17 protein-coding genes are annotated in these 21904 nt (G+C 30.3%); 9 read left to right on the top strand and 8 right to left on the bottom strand.

What is annotated here, in order from left to right; all coding sequences use genetic code 11:
* Positions 1–111: 111 nt before the first annotated feature.
* The 8 genes from miaB to ACZ49Z_RS10685 all read left to right on the top strand — a co-directional run bounded on the left by miaB (position 112) and on the right by ACZ49Z_RS10685 (position 9457).
* The gene (gene miaB, locus ACZ49Z_RS10720) at positions 112–1569 is read left to right on the top strand and encodes a tRNA (N6-isopentenyl adenosine(37)-C2)-methylthiotransferase MiaB (RefSeq protein ID WP_464304317.1); all 1458 of its coding nucleotides are present in this window, start codon (positions 112–114) and stop codon (positions 1567–1569) included.
* A gap of 51 nt (positions 1570–1620) precedes the next feature.
* Entirely contained in the window at positions 1621–2886 is a 1266-nt protein-coding gene (locus tag ACZ49Z_RS10715) for a sigma-54 interaction domain-containing protein (RefSeq protein ID WP_464304316.1), read from the top strand.
* Complete coding sequence (locus ACZ49Z_RS10710) at positions 2887–3393, top strand: LptE family protein (protein ID WP_464304315.1); 507 nt, start codon at positions 2887–2889, stop codon at positions 3391–3393.
* Positions 3394–3408: 15 nt separating this feature from the next.
* On the top strand, positions 3409–4314 hold the full coding sequence (locus ACZ49Z_RS10705; protein WP_464304314.1) for a tetratricopeptide repeat protein: 906 nt from the start codon (positions 3409–3411) through the stop codon (positions 4312–4314).
* 3 nt (positions 4315–4317) lie between these two features.
* Positions 4318–4683: a preprotein translocase subunit SecG gene (gene secG, locus ACZ49Z_RS10700; RefSeq protein WP_464304313.1), complete on the top strand. Its 366-nt coding sequence runs from the start codon at positions 4318–4320 to the stop codon at positions 4681–4683.
* Positions 4684–4820: 137 nt separating this feature from the next.
* Positions 4821–5096, top strand: coding sequence for a co-chaperone GroES (locus ACZ49Z_RS10695; RefSeq protein ID WP_236452800.1), 276 nt, complete (start codon positions 4821–4823; stop codon positions 5094–5096).
* 58 nt (positions 5097–5154) lie between these two features.
* On the top strand, positions 5155–6783 hold the full coding sequence (gene groL / locus ACZ49Z_RS10690) for a chaperonin GroEL (protein WP_464304312.1): 1629 nt from the start codon (positions 5155–5157) through the stop codon (positions 6781–6783).
* 331 nt (positions 6784–7114) lie between these two features.
* The gene (locus tag ACZ49Z_RS10685; protein ID WP_464304311.1) at positions 7115–9457 is read left to right on the top strand and encodes a hypothetical protein; all 2343 of its coding nucleotides are present in this window, start codon (positions 7115–7117) and stop codon (positions 9455–9457) included.
* 127 nt (positions 9458–9584) lie between these two features.
* Here ACZ49Z_RS10685 and ACZ49Z_RS10680 read toward each other — a convergent pair whose 3' ends face one another.
* From ACZ49Z_RS10680 to ACZ49Z_RS10660, 5 genes are all read right to left on the bottom strand, one after another.
* A complete protein-coding gene (locus ACZ49Z_RS10680; RefSeq protein ID WP_464304310.1) occupies positions 9585–10343 on the bottom strand; it encodes a DUF2490 domain-containing protein in 759 nt (252 codons plus the stop codon).
* 28 nt (positions 10344–10371) lie between these two features.
* Entirely contained in the window at positions 10372–11967 is a 1596-nt protein-coding gene (locus ACZ49Z_RS10675; protein ID WP_464304309.1) for a SulP family inorganic anion transporter, read from the bottom strand.
* Positions 11968–12048: 81 nt separating this feature from the next.
* Entirely contained in the window at positions 12049–13917 is a 1869-nt protein-coding gene (locus ACZ49Z_RS10670; protein ID WP_464304308.1) for a proton-conducting transporter transmembrane domain-containing protein, read from the bottom strand.
* A gap of 6 nt (positions 13918–13923) precedes the next feature.
* Positions 13924–16413, bottom strand: a complete 2490-nt coding sequence (locus ACZ49Z_RS10665; protein WP_464304307.1) for a YbcC family protein — start codon at positions 16411–16413, stop codon at positions 13924–13926.
* 91 nt (positions 16414–16504) lie between these two features.
* Positions 16505–16843, bottom strand: coding sequence for a hypothetical protein (locus tag ACZ49Z_RS10660; protein ID WP_464304306.1), 339 nt, complete (start codon positions 16841–16843; stop codon positions 16505–16507).
* Between the two features lie 258 nt (positions 16844–17101).
* Here ACZ49Z_RS10660 and ACZ49Z_RS10655 point away from each other — a divergent pair, with 258 nt between their 5' ends.
* Entirely contained in the window at positions 17102–18772 is a 1671-nt protein-coding gene (locus tag ACZ49Z_RS10655) for an IS1182 family transposase (protein ID WP_464304305.1), read from the top strand.
* Positions 18773–18809: 37 nt separating this feature from the next.
* Here ACZ49Z_RS10655 and ACZ49Z_RS10650 read toward each other — a convergent pair whose 3' ends face one another.
* The 3 genes from ACZ49Z_RS10650 to ACZ49Z_RS10640 are packed head-to-tail and all read right to left on the bottom strand — an operon-like array spanning position 18810 to position 21878.
* Positions 18810–19151, bottom strand: a complete 342-nt coding sequence (locus ACZ49Z_RS10650; protein WP_464304304.1) for a heavy-metal-associated domain-containing protein — start codon at positions 19149–19151, stop codon at positions 18810–18812.
* 25 nt (positions 19152–19176) lie between these two features.
* Entirely contained in the window at positions 19177–21417 is a 2241-nt protein-coding gene (locus ACZ49Z_RS10645; RefSeq protein ID WP_464304303.1) for a TonB-dependent receptor, read from the bottom strand.
* Between the two features lie 53 nt (positions 21418–21470).
* Positions 21471–21878 (bottom strand): HYC_CC_PP family protein, encoded by a 408-nt coding sequence (locus ACZ49Z_RS10640; RefSeq protein ID WP_464304302.1) that lies wholly within the window; start codon positions 21876–21878, stop codon positions 21471–21473.
* Between the last annotated feature and the right edge of the window lie 26 nt (positions 21879–21904).

Here is a 21904-nt window from a genome sequence, read left to right as displayed (position 1 = left end):
TCATTATTTTTTTGCAATAATAAAAAACTTATGTTAAACATTATCTGACATCTTGTCATAATTTATAATTTAGTATTATCTTTGCAATCTGAAAATACACGAATTCGTATTATGGAAAAGACAATTGAAGAAAACAAACAAGGAACTAGTCTTGTTTTAGAACAAAAAGAAGGAAACGCAAAAAAACTTTTCATAGAAAGTTATGGCTGCCAGATGAATTTTTCTGATAGCGAAATTGTTGCATCTATTTTAGTAAACCAAGGATACAATACTACTCAAAATCTTGAAGAAGCAGATTTGGTTTTGGTAAACACTTGTTCTATTCGTGATAAGGCAGAACAAACAATTAGAAAACGTTTAGAAAAATACAATGCTGTAAAAAAAATCAATCCTAGCATGAAAGTAGGGGTTTTAGGATGCATGGCGGAACGATTAAAGGATAAATTTTTAGAAGAAGAGAAAATTGTAGATATGGTTGTTGGACCAGATGCTTACAAAGATATTCCTAACCTTTTAAAAGATGTTGAAGATGGAAGAGATGCCATTAATGTAATTTTATCTAAAGAAGAAACATATGGAGATATTTCTCCAGTTCGTTTAAATTCTAACGGAGTAACAGCTTTTGTTTCAATTACTAGAGGTTGCGACAACATGTGTACTTTTTGTGTAGTACCTTTTACTCGTGGACGAGAGCGTAGCCGCGAACCACAAAGCATCCTTGAAGAAATTCAAGACTTATGGTCTAGAGGGTTTAAAGAAATTACCCTATTAGGTCAAAATGTTGATAGCTATTTATGGTATGGTGGTGGATTAAAAAAGGATTTCGTAAAAGCTACTGATATGCAAAAAGCAACGGCCGTAGATTTTGCTCAGCTTTTAGACCTTTGTGCTACACAATTTCCAAAAATGCGCTTTCGTTTTTCAACTTCAAATCCACAAGATATGCATGTGGAAGTAATTGAAGTAATGGCAAAACACCATAATATTTGTAAATATATTCACTTACCTGTTCAATCAGGAAGCACAAGAATTTTGAAGGAGATGAATCGTCAACATACTCGTGAAGAATATATGAGCTTGATAGACAACATTAAAAGAATTATTCCAGATATTTCCTTATCGCAAGACATGATAACTGGTTTTCCGACTGAGACAGAAGAAGATCATCAAGACACACTTTCATTAATGGAATATGTAAAATATGATTTTGGCTTTATGTTTGCTTATTCGGAAAGACCTGGAACAATGGCTGCAAGAAAAATGGAAGACGATATACCAGACGATGTTAAAAAACGTAGACTTACCGAAATTGTTGATTTACAACAAGTTCACGCTTTAGAAAAAACCAAACGTTTTGTTGGACAAACGGTAGAAGTTTTAGTTGAAAAAGATTCTAAACGTTCTAATGAGCATTGGTCAGGAAGAAATTCGCAAAATACTGTAGTTGTTTTCCCAAAAGAAAATTACAAGCCTGGAGATTTTGTTAATGTAAAAATTACAGATTGTACAGCCGCCACTCTAATAGGAGAAGCAGTCGGATATTCTGAAATGATGCAAGAAATGGTTTAAGATTAAAAGTTTATTTTTTTAAAAAAACTTAAACTCTAAACAAACAGAACAATGGAAACAGTACAAGCCATAAAACAACGATTTGAAATTATAGGAAATGACCCTAAACTCAATCGTTCCATAGAAAAAGCAATACAAGTTGCTCCTACAGATATTTCAGTTTTAGTTACTGGAGAAAGTGGTGTTGGAAAAGAAAGTATTCCAAAAATAATCCATTCGCTTTCACATAGAAAACACGGAAAATACATTGCGGTCAATTGTGGTGCAATCCCAGAAGGAACTATTGATAGTGAACTTTTTGGTCATGAAAAAGGCTCTTTTACAGGAGCCACTTCTACTCGTGAAGGCTATTTTGAAGTCGCAGATGGTGGCACAATTTTCTTAGATGAAGTAGGTGAATTACCATTGACCACACAAGTAAGATTATTACGTGTACTTGAGAATGGTGAATTCATAAAAGTAGGCTCTTCACAAGTACAAAAAACAAATGTAAGAATTGTAGCGGCCACAAACGTAAACATGTTTGACGCTATTGAAAAAGGAAAATTTAGAGAAGATTTATATTATAGGTTAAGTACTGTCGAAATTCTTTTACCTCCATTAAGAGAGAGAAAAGAGGATATTCATATCCTTTTTAGAAAGTTTGCTTCTGATTTTGCTCATAAATACAAAATGCCTCCAATAAAACTTTCAAACGAAGCCATTCCTCATTTATTAAGATACAGATGGAATGGAAATATTAGACAACTAAGAAATGTTGCAGAACAAATATCAGTTTTAGAAACCAATAGAGAAATTAACCTGCAAACATTACAACATTATCTTCCTACAGAAGGAAGTAGTCTCCCTTCTGTTATCAATACAAAAAAGAGTGAAAACGATTTTAGTAATGAAAGAGAGATTTTATACAAAGTACTATTTGACATGAAAGCGGATTTAAATGACTTAAAGAAGCTAACTCTCGAATTAATGCAAAATGGCAATAGTAAAGTTCAAGAAACTAATAAAGGATTAATTCAACGCATTTATGGCCAAAACGAAGAAAACAATCCTTTTGAAAAAGAAAACAATCGAGAACTAATTCCATTACAAAACTCAATAGAACCTGAAGTTTACAACGAAGATACCGAAGATGATGAAAATTATCTTTTTGCTGAAACTGTAGAAGAAGAAGAAACACTAAGTCTTGAAGCTAAAGAAATTGAATTAATAAAAAAATCTTTAGAAAGAAATAAAGGAAAACGCAAAGCTGCAGCTGATGAGTTAGGAATTTCAGAAAGAACATTATATAGAAAAATTAAACAATACGACCTTTAAATGAAATCTTTTATTAAAGCAATATTACTTATAATTTTAATAACATCAATTAACAGTTGTGGCTATTATAATTTTACAGGTGCAAAACCAATTGATGCCGATACTTTTCAGGTGAATTATTTCCAAAACAATGCCGATCTTATCGAACCAGGTATTGAAAGAACATTTACTTTAAAACTACAAGACCTTATTCAAAATCAGACAAGTTTAAACCTAGTACCTCAAGGTGGAGATTTACTATATGAAGGAGAAATTGTAGATTACAGAATCGCACCTATGACAGCAACTGCCGATCAAAGAGCTGCACAAAACAGATTATCAATTACAGTATTGGTTCGCTTTTCTAATAAAAGAAACGAAGATGATGATTTCGAAAAACGTTTTACACATTTTCATGACTATCCTGCAAACGAGCAAATGATAGGAAGCAGGCTAACAACTGCTTTAGAAGAAATTTATGAAAGAATAACTCAAGATATTTTCACAGAATCTGTGGCAAAATGGTAATAAATAAAAAATAAATTGAACACAAAAGACATAACATATCTACTAAACAACCCTTATTCTATAAATGAAAAACAAACTATGGAATTGGAAATTGTATTGCAGCAATTTCCATACTTTCAAAGTTTAAGAGCACTTCATTTAAAAGGACTCTACAATCAGGATAGCTTTAGATATAATTATGAATTAAAAAAAACAGCAGCACACACAATAGACAGGAGCATTCTATTTGATTTTATCACTTCAGAAAACTTCACAACTCTTCAAAGAAACAACATTGAGAATATTGATGATTATATTAATAATATTGAAGTAATAGATAGCGTTCTTTTAAAAACACCTCCTTCAGTAACTGAAATTAAATTTGAAGAAGAAAGACATTCACAAGAGAGCATTGAAGAAAACATACTAATCCAAACAGAAATTTTAAGTAATCAAGATGTAATTGCAGAAGAAAAGGAAAAAAACATCTCTAATGATAAAACAGAAATAAAACAGAATGAAATTGAAGAAAAATTAGAAATTGGAAAGCCTTTAGATTTTAATCAAAGTGAAAAACATTCATTCCAAGAGTGGCTTCAATTAACTAAATTTTCACCAATTCAGAGAGAAGATAACGATGAAATTGAGAATTTAGATCCTGAAAAGTTAAAAAAAATAGATATTATTGATCGTTTCATAGAATTAAATCCAAAAATTTCTCCTGTAAAAACATCGACTCCAATACCTCCAAATATCAAGAAAAGCATAGAAGAACCAACACATTTAATGACAGAAACATTAGCAAAAGTCTATTTGGAGCAAAAAAAATATCAGAAAGCAATACAAGCTTATGAAATTTTAATTTTGAAATATCCAGAAAAAAGTAGTTTCTTTGCAAACCGAATAAAAGATATAAAAGATTTACAACAAAATAATAATTAGATTATGGGATTTACAGGTTTTTTAATTGCAATAACAATTGTTTGCTTTTTATTAATTTTAGCCATTATGGTTCAAAACCCTAAAGGTGGAGGTTTATCTTCTTCATTTGGTGGTTCTCAACAATTAGGTGGCGTACAGAAAACGACAGACTTTTTAGATAAAAGTACATGGACGTTAGGTGGAATTTTAATTGCACTTATATTATTATCAACTTTAGCATTCAATGGTAGTGGAACTAACGATTCAAAAGTATTAGGTGACGATGTAGCAATACCTCCTGTTACAACTACTGCTCCTGCAACACCAGAAGCACCTGCTGCAGAAGCAACAACTACTGCTCCAGTAAAAACAGAAGAAACAGCTAAATAATACTAGAAATTAATTCTAGCAAAATGCCAGCCTGTCAGTGCTGGCATTTTTTTTTAAGAAAAAATGTCAAAAAAAGGCTTTGGCACAATTTCTGAAAATCAATTTGCACATTAAATATTAATTAAAATATATAAAATATGTCATTAAACATTAAACCTATCTCAGATCGTGTAGTGATTGAACCTATGGCAGCAGAAACAACAACTGCTTCAGGTATTATTATTCCAGATACTGCAAAAGAAAAACCGCAAAAAGGGATCATCGTAGCAGTGGGTAATGGTAAAAAAGACCATACTATGACTGTAAAAACAGGAGATGTTGTACTTTACGGTAAGTATTCTGGCACAGAGTTTAAATATGAAGGTAAAGATTACCTAATTATGAGAGAAGAAGAAATCTTCGCAATTCTTTAAAACAAATTGTAAGTTATAAAACAATCAAAAAACTTTAAACAATTTAAACAAAAATAAAATGGCAAAAGATATAAAATTTGATATAGAAGCACGTGACGGACTAAAACGTGGTGTTGATGCTTTAGCAAACGCAGTAAAAGTAACTCTAGGACCAAAAGGAAGAAATGTAATTATATCTAAATCATTTGGTGGACCAACTGTAACGAAAGATGGTGTTTCTGTGGCAAAAGAAATTGAACTACAAGATCCTTTAGAGAACATGGGCGCTCAAATGGTTAAAGAAGTGGCTTCAAAAACAAATGATTTAGCAGGTGACGGGACAACTACAGCAACAGTTCTTGCGCAAGCAATCGTTAAAGAAGGTCTTAAAAATGTAGCTTCAGGTGCAAACCCAATGGATTTAAAGAGAGGTATTGACAAAGCTGTGGAAGCCATTGTAGAAGATTTAGGAAAACAAACTGTTGCTGTTGGTGATTCTTCAGAAAAAATAAAACAAGTAGCTTCTATTTCTGCAAATAACGACGAAACTATTGGCGAATTAATAGCTACTGCATTTGGAAAAGTTGGAAAAGAAGGTGTAATTACCGTTGAAGAAGCTAAAGGGACTGATACTTATGTTGATGTTGTTGAAGGAATGCAATTCGACAGAGGTTATTTATCTCCTTATTTTGTTACCAATGCAGACAAAATGATTGCTGAATTAGATAATCCATATATTTTATTATATGACAAGAAAATTTCTAATTTACAAGAATTATTACCTATTTTAGAGCCTGTTGCTCAATCTGGAAGACCTTTAGTGATTATAGCTGAAGATGTGGATGGTCAAGCATTAGCTACTTTGGTAGTAAACAAATTAAGAGGTGGTCTAAAAATTGCTGCAGTAAAAGCTCCAGGTTTTGGAGATAGAAGAAAAGCAATGTTAGAAGACATTGCAATTTTAACAGGAGGAACAGTAATTGCTGAAGAAAGCGGTTTTGCTTTAGACAATGCAACAATTGAAATGTTAGGTACTGCAGAAACGGTAACTATTGACAAAGACAATACCACAATTGTAAATGGAGCTGGGGATGCTGAAAACATCAAAGCAAGAGTGAACCAAATTAAATCGCAAATTGAAACTTCTACATCAGATTATGATAAGGAAAAATTACAAGAGCGTTTAGCTAAATTAGCTGGTGGGGTTGCTGTTCTTTATGTTGGTGCTGCTTCTGAAGTAGAAATGAAAGAGAAAAAAGATAGAGTTGATGATGCTTTGCACGCAACGAGAGCTGCTGTAGAAGAAGGAATCGTAGCTGGTGGAGGAGTTGCTCTTGTTAGAGCTAAAGCTGTCTTGGCTAACCTTAAAGCTGAAAATACTGACGAAACAACAGGTATTCACATCGTAAACAGAGCTATTGAAGCTCCGTTAAGAACAATTGTTGAAAATGCTGGTGGTGAAGGCTCAGTTGTTATTGCAAAAGTACTAGACGGAAAAGGTGATTTTGGTTTTAATGCTAAAACTGGAGAATATGTTGAAATGCTAAAAGCTGGAATTATCGATCCTAAAAAAGTAACTCGTGTAGCGCTTGAAAACGCGGCTTCTGTTGCTGGAATGATTCTTACAACAGAATGTGCTTTAATCGATATTAAAGAAAATGAACCTGCAGGTCATAACCATATGGGTGGTATGCCAGGAATGATGTAATTGAAAGCTAAAAATTCAAAATAGCTTTGTAAATCCCGATGAGTTCACTCTCATCGGGATTTTTTTATTAGAAAAAGAGATTTCATTTATAGGCAATGACAATAATAACACAAATAGTAACCTATTACTTCCAACATTTACATCTTAAATAATAGAAAATTTTAAAAAACAATTAGACGCTAAAAATACTAGTAAACAAAGGGCAACAAGAAAGAACAATCTCCAAGCATCTCAATTTTAACACTATAGACTCATCCAATTTCTCATCTTTGGCATAATTTGTGATACATTTCTTACTTAAAAAAGTATTAACTATAATATCTAAGTAAGTATGAAAAAAATAGTATTCCTCATTTGCCTAAGTTTTCAACTCGTAAATGCTCAGCAAGCGAAAGAAGTTCTTAAAGAACAAATTGCCACTTCCTTCTCTAATTATTTTGAAAACAGTAGAGAAAACATTCACTTACATCTTAATAAGAACCAATTCACATCGAATGAAAATATTTGGTTTAAAGCTTATGTCATTAACAAAAAAGACGGGAAATTAACCCCGAACACAACCAATCTTATGGTAAAAATGTATAACGATAAAAATGAATTAGTTTACAGTGGATTGAACTATGTTGCTAAAGGTGTTACAAATGGATATATTCCTTTAAAAAACAATTTACCTACTGGCACTTATTACATTCATACTTTCACCAATTACATGAACAATTTCAATGAAAATGAATCTAGTTTATACAAAGTTGATATTATAAACACTAAAGACAACATGATTAAATCTAAATCTAAAGATGTATTTTCTTTAAGTTATACAGTTGAAGGTGGAAATTTATTATACCAATCTAGAAATAGGATTGTAGTAAAAACTGTTGATGTTAATGGTAATGGTGTTAAAGCATCTAACATTTTATTAAAAAATGAAAAGGGAGAAATTATTAATACTATTGAAACTAATGAACAAGGCTATGGTTTTTCAACATTAATAGAGCCTTCAAATGAAAAGTACAGTTTATCATTAACTAATGAAGACAATACAATTATTAAAAATCTTAATAATATAAAAATTATTGGCTACAACATCAATGTAAACAATACAACCAACGACAAAGATTTGTATTTAAAAATTGAAACAAATAGTATTACATTAGAAAAAAACAAAGACAACTATTTCACCCTTGCAATTAGTCAAAATGAAAAAATAAAGTTTATTGACATAAACATAAAAGATAAAACAACTTCATTAGTAATCCCAAAAAAAGAACTCTTCAACGGAATAAATACTTTACGTTTGCTAGACAATCATCTAAATTTACATTCTGAGAGAATTATTTATAATGAAATAAACAAACCAACACTCGTTGTTACAAAAACAATTACATCTAAAGATTCAATTACTATTTTCGGTTCGCTGCAAAATAGAATTGGTAATTTTAGTTTAAGTGCAAATCCTATTGCTCAAAACACAATAGCAAACACATCTCTTTCTATTAATGAACAATTTAACATTAATAGTCATTTAAATGAAGAAGTAAAAAATATCGATTATTATCTCTTAAAAACCGATCGAACTAAAAAAATAGCATTCGACATGTTTTTAATACATAACAAACCAAAATACAATTGGGAAAACATAAAGAAAGGAATACCAACAATTCGATATGACTTTGATTTAGGAGTTAACCTAAAAGGAAGAATATACAATTATGACGTAGAGAAAGGGAAACTTCGGTTTATTTCAAAAGATGGGATAGAATATTCTGTTCCTGTTTCTGAAAATGGTGATTTTGAATTCAAAAACCTAATCCTTACAGACTCAACTACGGTTTTTTTAACATTATTAGATGAGAAAGAAAGGGTTGTAAAAACAGCAATTCATTCACGTTTAACCAATAACAACCCTAACTTCAATAAGGTAATTAATATTACACCTATTGTGTATGACACTACTATTTCAAAAGAAATAAATAGCGATATATATTTTCCAAAACACAACGAAATTGTTATATTAAATGAAGTTAATTTAACTGAAAAACAAGAACAAAAAAGCAATTCTGAATTCAGAAGCACGATTGACCGTTCTTATAAAATAACCGACATTGAAGCTAATTCTTATAGAGATATTTTGATGTTCTTACAAACGCATGGATATAATGTAAACAACAATTTTGGTCAAGTTAATATTTTTAGCCGAAGACCGCAAACTAGTCTTTATGGTTCTAGAAGAGCTCCTTTAGTTTTTATTGATGACGCTCCAATAATAAATTTTGAAATATTAGATGGAATGCCTTTAAATAATGTAGAAGAAATATTAATAGACAATTTAGCATATGAATATGGTACTAGAGGAGTAGGTAGTGTTATTAAAATCTATTTAAAAAAAGGCTATATTAATTATATAAATACATATCCTAAAACTAAAGAAATCATTATAGGAAATGGTTTCAAAAAACAGTTAAATTTTCAAAACCTAAACTATACAAATTATAACGACACTGCTTTCAAAAACTTTGGAACGATATTTTGGTCTCCATCTATTTATACCGATTTAAATGGCAATTTTGAGGTAAAAATACCCACTTTAAATCAAGAACAGATTAAATTAAACATTCAAGGTATTGATGACGAAGGAAATGTCTATAATGAAGAACAAATTATCAAAGTAAAATAACATGTAAAACAATAAATCCCGAGATTCTATTTGCTCTCGGGATTTATAATAAAATGATAAAATTATTATAAGGTGGCTAAAACAATTCTATCAAAAAATGACATAAAAATAAAACTAAACCAAAATATTATTTTGTAAAATCAAAATTCGTAATATATGAAACACGAATTGTTGGATTATCTTCTTGAATTGTGTTTGGAAAATTCCAAATATGCTGCTGAATATAATTTAATTGAACTTGATGGTTTTTATTTATATTATAACCTAAACCTGCAATAATTCTATTTTGATTAAAAAAAGTTTTACCCGCATTTGATCCAATATTTACAAATGCTTCGTCTCCTAAAACAGCAAACAACCTCGCTTTATCGTCTTTTTTTGTCAAAGTATAATTTACCAAAAACATATATCTCACTCTATTTCTATATTCATAACGATCAATTTCATAATTTCCAGTACTAGGATTTTTTGCTGCAATACCTACAAATCTATTTTCATCTCGTAACCTATGAATAAATTTAAAATTCCCAGAAGTATGAGTATAGGTACCTTGAATCCAAACATGATCTTCTGGAGTATCTATTTTATTTATTGGAAAATCTCCATAACTGTAGGTATTATAGTGAGTATATCCAATGCTTCCTACAAAATTATTATTGAATTGATAATCTAATGAAGGACGTATAAACCATTGTTGTTTTTCATTTATTCCATCTGTATATCGCATAGTTGCTTCTAATGTGAAAAATGTATTTTTAGCAATCTTATTTTTCCCAACATAATGCAACCAAAAATTATTATTATGAGTTTCTACTTGTGAAAATGATAAAGCAGAAAAAAACAGTAAAAACAATACTAATGCGTTTTTTATACTTACTAATTTCATGATTTATTGATATTTATATTATTTATAATTATTTTTTTCTTCCTGAAAGTGGGTGTTCCGACAATGGTTTATGATTTTCTAAGCCTATAATAGTAACTGTACTTTTATCATTGGATTCATAATCATGTTTAAAATGTTCTAAGTTTTCCATCACTGAATGGTCTACTAATTTTGTCTTCTTTAAATCAATTGTAATATTAAATCCAGGAGGAATTGATTCTAATTTACGTTTTACCCCCAAATAATTTGTAAAAATAGCGGCTTTGTCTATTTCAACCAAATAATTATTCCCTTCAAATGAAACTAAAGTTGGAGCTTTAAAGAAAGAAGAAATTGGTGTTCCATTTATTAAGTGAATAATCATTTTTAAAACAATACCAGCTGCAATTCCTACTAATAAATCTTCAAATAATGTAAAGAAAATAGTTACCAAGAAAATTGCTAATTGTTCTTTACCAATTTTGAAAGTGTGTACAAATTCTTTAGGATGTGCCAATTTAATACCAACAGTAATTAACATCGCAGCCAAAGCTGCATTAGGAATCATTTCTAAAATTGGAGCTGCCAATAATACAAATGCTAAAATGAAAACTCCGTGAAAAAAGTTAGCCCATCTTGTTTTTGCACCATTATTCACATTGGAAGAAGAACGAGCCACTTCAGAAATCATTGGTAATCCTCCTAAAAAAGCTGCTAAAGTATTTCCAATTCCTACAGCTATTAAATCTTTATTCATGTCAGATTTTCTTTTAAAAGGATCCATTAAATCTATTGCTTTTACAGTTAACAATGACTCTAATGAGCCCACTAATGCAAACATGATTACATATTTTACAAATGTTCCTGTTTGTGAAAAACCTTCAAAACTTGCATTAAAACCTAAACTATCTACAAAATTTCCAATTTTAACCAATGCATATGCTGGTTCTGTTTCTTTAAAATGCATAAACAACTCACAAGGAATTGCAAACAATAAAACAACTAGTGGAGCAGGAATCATTTTTATTGTAGTGTTTTTTATTTTTGGCCATCCTAACATAATAATCAAACTAACAATACCAATGAATGTTGCTTTAGGGTCTAAATTCATAATAAAATTCGGAATATTAGCTAATAATTCTAAAGGGCCTTTCCCCTTCCCTAAAGCTGGATCGTCGTTTAATAACACTGGAATTTGCTTTGCTATAATAATAATTCCAATAGCGGCTAGCATTCCATGAATTGCTGAAAGCGGGAAAAAATCGGCTAGTTTACCTAACTTAAATACTCCAAATAAAATTTGAACAATACCTGCAACAACCATTGCTCCTAACGCCAATTTCCAACCTAAAGCATTATCTCCTTTTCCAAATTCTGCAACAGAACCTGCAACGATAACAATTAACCCAGCTGCTGGGCCTTTAATGGTTAATCGAGACCCCATAACCAAACTCACAACAACACCTCCAATAATGGCTGTCAATAATCCCATTACAGGTGGAAACTCCGATGCCTTTGCAATACCTAAACTTAAAGGTAATGCCAATAGGAAAACAATAAATCCTGAAATTGCATCTGTTTTGAAATTTTCTTTTAAACCCGCTAATCCATCAGCTGGGATATTTTTCTTATTTTTTGATTCCATATATTATATATTTAACTTTAAATAGGCTAAAAAATCTATTTAAAAGCAATTAATTTATTTTTTTAAAGTTTTGTAAATGAATTATGAAGATTTGTATGGTAATTCATGATAGGTTTTAATATGTGGACCAAGAAATAGTCGCGCATAAATTCTTATCCCTGCAATTCCTGAAACCACAAAACTTGAGGATACAAAAAAAGCCAAGACTACTTGATCACTATTTATATGACTAAACAACAAATCTTCTCCAACAAAAGTGGTTGTTATTGGAAAACCTGTTACTCCTAAAACTGCTATTAGAAAGAAAAAAGCAAATTTAGGATGTTCATAAACATGTCCTAAATATTGATTCATTGATGTATTTTCTTCAATATTTTTAAGCTTTAACAGTGCTAATAATCCAATTATTCCTGTTATTATTACCCCAGACAAATAGACTGCAACTTCAAAATAATCTACTTTATCATTAAAAAGAACCGCTAATGCTATCCAAAAATGATTCATGATTATTAATACCCAAGCCATTAAAGGATTTTTTCTTTCTGAAAATGATTTAAAAACACAAACCAAACCAATAAAAGCAAATATCTCAGGCAAATTATTTACAAAACTAAAAGGTAATAGCTCTCTAAACTCATAAAAAACAACTCCTAATACATAAAGAGGTAAAAAGAAAATGAACAAGGTTTTCATATTAAAAAAGTCCATTGATTTCCCTATAATTTTTAAAGGTTTCCAAAGCACAGTATTCATGAACTCTTCTAATTTGAACTCCTTTAAACTTAAAATGTATAAAGAATATTCTAATCGTTTTGGTAATGAATCTTCAATTGTTTTTTTCTTAGGTATAAAATTATAGAACTGTTCCCTAATTAAATAAGTTACGACTGAAGGAGAAACTAATAATTGATAGGTTCTTAAAAATGCATTTCCTACAAAGTGAAACAATGCTAAATTATCCAATCCTAAAGCTATTTCAATAAAAATTAATCCAATTTGAGAGACTGAACTATAAGCAATTTGACTTTTAACAGAAGACTGTACTCTTGCCATTAGTGAAGCCATTATACTCGTTGTTAATCCCATTATCCCTATTGCAATACGAATAGATGTTTGATGTTCCCAAAAAGGATAGGTTCTTAACATTAAAAAAACTCCTAAATGAACAGATAATGAACCATAAAAAATAGCACTTGATGGTGTTGGGCCTTCCATTGCTCTCGGTAACCAAGAAGAAAATGGAATTTGAGCAGATTTAGCAGCAGCTGCACAAGCCAAACATAGAGCAATAAAAGCACCAATTATAGTATGGTTTTGCAAATGTTCATTTACCAAACTATAATTATTCAATTCTATGAATGTAATATTCTCATGAAACAAATGGTGACTCGCCCACATTGCTAAAATTACTCCTACATCTCCAATTCTATAAATTGAAAATACTTTAAACGCATTTTTAACAGGCAAATAACGTTCTCTATAGAAGGCAATCAATAAGAAAGACGAAATCCCTATAATTTCCCAACCAATAAATAGCGTCTCAAAATTCCCTGAAAGTATCGCTAAATTATAACCAAAAAAGAAAAATAAAACTGTGTTAAAGAAACGTTTATATCCTTTTTCTCTATGCAAATAATAACGACTATATGTGGTTATCATAGAAGTTAAAAGTGCCCCTACAAACAAATACACAACAGTTACTTTATCAAAATAAAAATCGATAAAAAATTCATAATGTGATGTTTTCATCAACGTAAACTCTTTCAAATTTAAATCGAAAGCACCATCTAAAATCCAAAAAACGGCAAAAACACTAACAATTACTAACTGTATAAAAACAGTACCAAAAGCCACCCTAGAAATTAATGTTTCTTTCTTTTCTGGAATGAACAAACTGAATACAAATCCTAAAAAAGGAAGTACTATAAAAAATTGCAAAATTTCATTCATTTTTCCTTAATTTAAAATTCCTACTAATAAGTTGTCTTGTGATTGTTCTGCTAATTTTTGAACATTTTGGATAGAATTAGCTTCTTTTTGAATTGGAACATAGGTCACAAAACCTCCTTTTTCAAAATGAAACAATTCATTAGTTTCTGGATGTACTACAACTAATTTTACCCACTCATTTATAAACCATTCATAGGTAGCAGGATTTTTAGTAATAGCATATTTAACAATTTCTGGAAAATGCTCCACCACGACTAATAGTCGAACAGGGTCATGGACTTCAATCATTTGGCTTGGCAGTCCTGGTCTTAAATCTCCATCGATTCCATTAGCAACACCAATAAGCCCCATAACATTATGTGGTAATTTACTTCCTGCTCCCAGTTTATGATTATCTACTCTAGAGAAATAATATTCAAGATTAATTCCACCTCCTACTGGAGCAACTGCTCCTAATATTCCCGCCAAATAATCTCCAACTGGGTCAACATTATAATCATAGGAATTCATAAAAGAACGTCTATCTAAAAATAATTGTTTAGACAAACTTCTTCTTCCAACAATACACATTGCATTGGTAGCATGATTTAATTCTGGACGAGGCTCAAATAGAGATACGGAACGTCTTCTAATTCTATCATGTACTTTTTCTACCGTTTGGTTTGTGTCTATGGTATCAAAACGACGCGATCTTTCTTTTGCATTTAAATCTAATGCTTTTGTGAAAATAATTGCATTTTCTGAATGTAATGATTTATTAATACTAGTCAATGTGTCTTCATCATAGAAAGCGATTTCATCTCTAGTTGTATCATGCAATCCTGGTAAAAACTGAGTCGATTCTGGAATATCAATCCCTCTTTCTCTAAGTACGGTTCTCACTTTTAGATTATTGATTGCGAAACAAGCCACTTTTGCATTAACCGAACTTGGTCTTCCACAACACGCACCACAATCATAACCAGCATAATGTGTATTATTCACGCTAGTTGCACCATGTCCAATTACATAAACTAAAGGAGCGAAATCTTTAACCAAGCCTATACTTTTTAACAAACCTTCTGCTCTATTTGCCATCTCTTCAATACTGAAGCCTATTTGCAAATCATTTTCTCTTTCATTTACATTTGTATTTTCTATAACTAGTTTAGACTTTTTGTTTAAATGCTTAAATGAAGCACTTGTTGCAGGAGTCATTGTTGGTTTAAAAATATTTATAAACAATTTGAACGCAGCAGAAAAACCAAGAGTTTGACTAATTATCCATCCAAATAATAGCGAATGTGATTTCTTATTATAATGCAAATCTTTTGGTTGCTTTTTCTTTCTATCTATTTCCTTTATTAAATATTTTGGAGTAACAGGTGCTGGACAAAGCTTTGTATAAAACTTCCCATTTACTGGTTTATAGAAAAATTCAAAATTAAAAAAAGCTGCTGTCCCGAATGTTTTCGAATTTTTATCTAAAGACTCTACATATCTACGGAAAGAACATTCTCTATCGTCCATGCAAAACATTGCCTGAAAACTTGTTTCTTTAGTGTCTATAGTTGGTTTAACATTTTTAATTCCAGATAATACCTGATCATAAAAGCTCCATTCAAAAGCTTGTTGCCATAAAGATAAAACATCAAAATATTCACTATATTCGACCGTTTTAAATAATTTTATTTCCTCCTCTTTAAAACGATGTGCTAAAGGAGCCCAGTTTTCTCCAAATTTTGCATCTAAAGCATCTAGTTCTAATAATAATTCAAAAATGATTAATTCCTCAAATGTTATATTTTTCTTGTCTAATAAAGAATTTGGATTGCTTTCCAAAGTTGCAACCATTCCACTCCAACCTGGATGAGAAAATTGTTGATCAAACAAATACGTTTCAAAATAATTAGAATTTCCTACAATCAAATCTAATAATTCACTAATTGTAGTACCTTTTTCTAATAACTGTTTTGCTCTTTTTGTTTTAAAAACGCTAGCAAAACTTTTTTCATTCAATTTTTTTATTGAACTCAAAAAGCCTTCTTCGTGAGCAGGGAAAGACCAAATAGCAATACCTTGATCTAAATAACCACATAGCACTCTAAAAAGAATACCGTGTGTTGATTTATCTAAGTTAATAGCATATTCTTTTTTCCAAAAAGAGCGTAAATTACCTACTCTAGCAGTTAAATACTCATCGTATTTTTTTTTCAATACATTGTTTTTCCACTTTGAAAAATCATTATCGCCTTTATTTTTTTGGATAATATAATCTAGTACAGGTTCAGAAATTTCATTATTTTCAAATCGTTTTCTAAACTCTTGTAAAGACAAATACGTTTTATATCCGAAAATTTCTGAAGCTTCCTGCAAAGCAGTAAAAAAATGACTTTTCTGAAAAGCATGTAATGTATTATGGTGCACAAAGTCCTTAAGAGGGTTTTGTGCAGGCAAATAGTGTTTTAGGTGTTCGAGAACGTGTTGTTCGTCGAAACCTACAGTATGTGTATTCATTTAAAATGAAATAAGGTTAATACATATCGTACTCTTCGACAATAAAAAATCGCAAGAGATACATTAAAAAAAGTTTTAAAAAAATTATGTATTAAGAAAGGTGTAATTTCCAATTACAAAACAAGTCATAAAGAGGAATACTTTGTTTTGTGTAAAAATGAGTACAATAATAGGAATCATTTTTAATAACTTCTGAAACAGATTCAAAATCTGAATTAGATTTATTAAAAAAGAAAGTTTCAATTTCAAGTTCTAACTCAATTTCAGATTCTCTAAATGAAAGTGAATCATCATTTGATTCTAAAACTACAAAATGATTATCATCTTGTGATATTGTTGTATCTTGAAAAACAGCAATAGTATTATGAACTTCTTCACTATTTTTAGCATTACCAAAAGCGACTAGACCCAACATTGTCAGGAAGAGCATACTCAAAGTAATTTTAAAAAAAGTAGGCTTATTGAGGCTCATAATTAATCTTTAATTATACAGACAAAGGTATCTATTTTTTTAATTCAAAAATTATTTTTAAAGAAAAAAATAAGAATAAAAAAAGGCACTTGTTCAGTTTTAAAAAAAACAACTATTAGTCAAAAAAAGAGAGGCTGTCCAAAAAGTAAGGACAGCCTTTTTTTGTTGTATTTTATCTCTAAAATTAGTATCTTAGAGTTGAGACAAAAATACACAATGGCTAAGATAGTTTTTAAAAATCAAACAGGCAATTCTCCAGAGTTATTTCCTATCAATATTTTCGATAGAATACCGCAAAACCATCCAGTTCACTTAGTGGAACAAGTTGTTAATCAGTTAGATATAAGTGAAATATTGAAAAAATATAAAGGAGGTGGTACTTCAGCTTACCATCCAAGAATGATGATTAAGGTTTTGTTTTACAGTTATTTATCTAATGTATATTCTTGCAGAAAAATTGCAAAAGCACTTCAGGAGAACATTCATTTTATGTATATTTCGGGCAACTCGACTCCTGATTTTAGAACGATAAACGATTTTAGGGGTAAAGTTTTAAAAAATCATATCCAAACTCTTTTTGCAGAAGTAGTAAAAATGCTTGTAAAAATGGGATATGTTAGCTTAGACATTCAGTATATTGATGGTACAAAAATAGAATCCAAAGCTAATAAATATACTTTTGTATGGAGAGGTTCCGTTGAGAAATATAAAGAAAAACTAGAAATTAAAATTAATCATATTCTATCAACTATTGAAAACAGTATTCAATCTGATAATCAAGAACTAAATATAGAAGAATTACCAAAATCAATAGATTCGGAAAGATTAAAAGAAAAGCTTTCGATTCTTAATAAAAAGCTCAAAATGCCTACCAAAAAGCAGGAAAAAGAGTTACAAAAACTTCAAGAGGAGCATCTTCCAAAGCTTGAAAAATATGAAAAAGACTTAGCTACAATGGAAAATAGGAACTCTTATAGTAAAACGGATCCCGAAGCTACCTTTATGAGAATGAAAGAAGATCATATGAAAAACGGTCAATTAAAACCCGCTTACAATCCGCAAATATCTACAGAAAATCAATTCATTACACATGTATCTGTTCATCAAACAACAAATGACACTACAACCTTAAGTTCTCATCTTGAAGGTTTTGAAAAAGCTTATCAAAAACAGAGCAAGGAAATCGTTGCAGATGCAGGTTATGGCAGTGAAGAAAATTATCAAATGCTTGAAGAAAAAAAGGCTGATGCTTATGTTAAATACAACTATTTTCATCAAGAACAAAAAAGAAAGATAAAAAACAATCCTTTTCTTGTTCAAAACTTATTCTACAACGAAGAACACGATTTTTATGTTTGTCCAATGGGGCAAATTATGCAAAAAACAGGAGTAGGAAAACGTGAAACCAGTACTGGATATGAATCACAAATTACATATTATCAAGCCAAAAGATGCCAAGGATGTCCTTTACGAAGTCAATGCCATCAAGCAAAAGGTAATAGAATTTTATCAGTCAATCATCGATTAAATGAATTAAAAGAAAAAGCAAGAAAGCTACTAATGAGTGAAAAAGGACTAAAACATCGAAGTAAACGTCCAATAGAGGTAGAAGCAGTTTTTGGTCAACTTAAAAGCAATAATAAATTCAATCGATTCACAATGAAGGGTTTAAAAAAAGTAACATTAGAGTTTTTACTAATGGCACTTGGACACAACTTTAGAAAAATGAATGCAATGAAGGTAGACTTGCTAAAATTTGTTTTCAAAACCAAAATTCACACTTATCTAGCCTATTTTAAAACTAAAATTTGCCTTGTTAAAGTAACTCAAAGTTATTTTGCTATTATTTTTTCTTCAAAACAAAATAGCTTAAAAATAGCTACATAAAAAAAGCTGTCCTTTTCGGACAGCCCCTCTAAAAAAATTAATCTCTTTTATATTGACAACATCCGTGCAAATTATTATAATCTTCATCAGTTGCTTTTAATAATTCTGAATCATATCCTGCTTTTGCAATTGCAGTTGCAACATCTAACGTATTGCATTTGGTTTCATCAATAATTAAGAATATATTTTGTTGCTCATTATTCCAATCAGCACTTTTAACTCCTTTAATTGAGAATGCTGCTTTTTCAATTTTTTTCTCACACATTTCACAATTTCCCGTTACTTTAAACGAAACTCTTTTATTTTTACTTTTCTTTTCTTGAGAAAAACTAACTAAAGAAAATAATCCTACTAGTAAAACCATTATTATTTTTTTCATATTCTTTTTTTATTTTAAAAATTACTTATTTTATTTTAAATCGCAAACCTGCATAATACATTTGCCCAAAAACAGGTCCATATATCATACTACTATCAAAAGATGAGCCAAAAGGATTTTCTGCACTAACGATTGCGTTTTTTTGTTTAAAATTACCCATATTTTCACCCCCTATATACATTTCAAAAACACTCGAAAATGTTCTTGTAATCTGAGCGTTAACAACACCAAATGAAGGAGCATACTCTGGCAAACGATATTCTGGAGCATTGTTTTGTGTGTTTGGCAACCTTTGTTTTCCTAGCCAGTTATAGGTAACATCAAATTTCCATTGCTGTCCTTTATCCTTTATATGTGTTTCAAACGAAACATTTGTAAAAAAACGATGTTTTGCTTGAAGTGCTCTTTGCAACTGCCCTGTTGCATACTGTGTTTGCACATCATAATATTTATAGGCTGATTTTATATTAAAATGCTTAAATGGTTCAATACTAAACTCTGCTTGAAAAGAATTTGCAAAACTTTTACCATTTAAATTGGAAAACAATACTTGCTGAGGGCTAAAGTCTAAATCTACAACTACTTGATTTTCAAAATCAGTTCTGTAATAATCTAACACAACTTCCGAATCGGCTCCAAATAATTTAAAAGATTGAATAAAACTCAACCCATAATTCCAAGCTATTTCTGGATTTAAACCATACAATTTCCCATCACTGTTCAAGATCGAAAAATTTCGTGAAGACGCAAATAATTGTTGATTCTCTGCAAATATATTAGCTGCACGTTTCCCTCTTCCAATTGAAGCTCTAACAACCGCTTCTTTCCAAGGATTATATCGAATATGAAGTCTTGGTGTTACAAAAGTCCCTAACCTATTATGATTATCAACTCGCAAACCCGCTACCAAACTAAAATCGTCTAAATTATCAAATGTATATTCAAAGAAAGCCCCAAGTGAATTATCTGTTCTTGAAAAGTCTTTTGCGAAATTAACAGCTATTTTTTCATCATAATTATCATAACTAAAATTAATTCCTGTAGCAAACTTGTTTCTAGTATTAGTAATTATTGAATTAAATATTAAGTTTGAATATAAACTCTTTTGATGGATATTATATAAACTCATCCCAAAATAAGAATCTTGTTTGTGCGATTGAAATGAATTCTGAAAACCAATACTTTGGTAAGGCATATCTGGAAAAACATAACCTGTTTTATTGGAAACTTCTATTTTCTCGGTATTAATTTCACTCCCCCAAGCATTTGTTGTTAATCTATCTGTCTCTGGATTAAAGCTTGTTTGACCTGATTGCTTTTCATCTTTCATATATCGAACATTCAAGAAACTTACAATTCCTTTTTCTGCATCATTGTATTGCCAACGATTCAATAAATTAATTTGTTTTCCTAACGGATTATCAAGAAAACCATCATTATTCATATCACTTTTTTGCTGACGTGTATTGCCATGAACAAATAAAGTTGAACTTAATTTATCTGAATATTTCTGATTGAAATGCGTATTTAATTCGAATCGACCATCCATTGATCCATAGGCATTTAAAAAGAAGGGAATATCGTTTGATGGTTTTAAAATTTCGTAGTTGATTTGTCCAGAAATACTTTCATAACCATTAATAACACTTCCTGCACCTTTGGTTATTTGAATACTCTCTACCCATGTCCCTGGAACATAAGACAAACCATAAGCTTGCGATGCTCCTCGCACGGAAGGAATATTCTCTTCTGCAATTAAAATATAAGGACTGGTTAATCCTAACATTTTGATTTGTTTATTGCCCGTTACAGCATCAGAAAAGTTTACATCTATTGAAGGATTAGTACTAAAACTTTCAGACAAATTACAACATGCTGCTTTCAACAGTTCTTTTTGCCCCATGGTTTGCACATTGGTGACTTGAAATTTTGAATGCTCTGTACTTTTTTTCGTTTTTGAAACAGTAACTTCATTTAATGTCGTTATTGCTTCTAATTTTATTGTAACGACATTATCACTTGTTACTTCGATTTTTTTAGTTTTATAACCTAAATAACTTATTACTAAACTATTTGTTTCTGCTACTTTTTTTATTGAAAATTTCCCATCAATATCTGTTGTAGTACCTACAGAAGTATTGAACCAAAACACATTGGCTCCCAACAACGGTTCGTTGTTTTCATCTACTATTATTCCTTTTGTTATATCTTGCGCTTGAGCAACAGATATAATAAACAATAATAGTATTGTTATTTTTTTATGCATAAATTTATTTTTAATGATTTTATTTTCTCTTAAAGACTAAAAACATTAATAAACTATGCGTAAAACACTAGTTGACAATATAATTTATAAAGTGGTGGAGCATTCGAATCACAATAAAACGATGGTGATTCTTTAGTAGTAATACTATTTTTTAGAGTATCCTCTGGAACTTTGACTATAGAAGCCAAACTAAATGATTGTAAATCTAACTGGAAACTTTTTGTCAGAACATTATCTGCTTTCTTTTCAAGTTTAACAATCTTATTAGAACAACATTTTTTAGTATCTTGTTTTGCAGCGCAACAAGATTTAACAGTTTCTACACAAGCTTCTTTACCTTGAATATTTAATGAAATCCCAGCAATTTTATCATTACAATAATGCACATTTAATGCTAATCCTAAATTTGAAAATAGGATGAACGCAGTCAATAAAACACTTATAAACTTTCTAAATTGCATGTTGCAAAATTACTAAAGATTTTTAA

Source organism: Flavobacterium sp. KY-23415, assembly GCF_055384985.1.
Note: the sequence above shows the minus strand (reverse complement) of the source record. Positions and strands in the feature narration are given on the sequence as shown.

Bases quoted from the DNA above. Each gene is read 5' to 3' on its own strand.
- miaB (WP_464304317.1), top strand. From the start codon at position 112: ATGGAAAAGACAATTGAAGAAAACAAACAAGGAACTAGTCTTGTTTTA.
- ACZ49Z_RS10715 (WP_464304316.1), top strand. From the start codon at position 1,621: ATGGAAACAGTACAAGCCATAAAACAACGATTTGAAATTATAGGAAAT.
- ACZ49Z_RS10710 (WP_464304315.1), top strand. From the start codon at position 2,887: ATGAAATCTTTTATTAAAGCAATATTACTTATAATTTTAATAACATCA.
- secG (WP_464304313.1), top strand. From the start codon at position 4,318: ATGGGATTTACAGGTTTTTTAATTGCAATAACAATTGTTTGCTTTTTA.
- ACZ49Z_RS10695 (WP_236452800.1), top strand. From the start codon at position 4,821: ATGTCATTAAACATTAAACCTATCTCAGATCGTGTAGTGATTGAACCT.
- groL (WP_464304312.1), top strand. From the start codon at position 5,155: ATGGCAAAAGATATAAAATTTGATATAGAAGCACGTGACGGACTAAAA.
- ACZ49Z_RS10685 (WP_464304311.1), top strand. From the start codon at position 7,115: ATGAAAAAAATAGTATTCCTCATTTGCCTAAGTTTTCAACTCGTAAAT.
- ACZ49Z_RS10680 (WP_464304310.1), bottom strand. From the start codon at position 10,343: ATGAAATTAGTAAGTATAAAAAACGCATTAGTATTGTTTTTACTGTTT.
- ACZ49Z_RS10675 (WP_464304309.1), bottom strand. From the start codon at position 11,967: ATGGAATCAAAAAATAAGAAAAATATCCCAGCTGATGGATTAGCGGGT.
- ACZ49Z_RS10670 (WP_464304308.1), bottom strand. From the start codon at position 13,917: ATGAATGAAATTTTGCAATTTTTTATAGTACTTCCTTTTTTAGGATTT.
- ACZ49Z_RS10665 (WP_464304307.1), bottom strand. From the start codon at position 16,413: ATGAATACACATACTGTAGGTTTCGACGAACAACACGTTCTCGAACAC.
- ACZ49Z_RS10660 (WP_464304306.1), bottom strand. From the start codon at position 16,843: ATGCTCTTCCTGACAATGTTGGGTCTAGTCGCTTTTGGTAATGCTAAA.
- ACZ49Z_RS10655 (WP_464304305.1), top strand. From the start codon at position 17,102: ATGGCTAAGATAGTTTTTAAAAATCAAACAGGCAATTCTCCAGAGTTA.
- ACZ49Z_RS10650 (WP_464304304.1), bottom strand. From the start codon at position 19,151: ATGAAAAAAATAATAATGGTTTTACTAGTAGGATTATTTTCTTTAGTT.
- ACZ49Z_RS10645 (WP_464304303.1), bottom strand. From the start codon at position 21,417: ATGCATAAAAAAATAACAATACTATTATTGTTTATTATATCTGTTGCT.
- ACZ49Z_RS10640 (WP_464304302.1), bottom strand. From the start codon at position 21,878: ATGCAATTTAGAAAGTTTATAAGTGTTTTATTGACTGCGTTCATCCTA.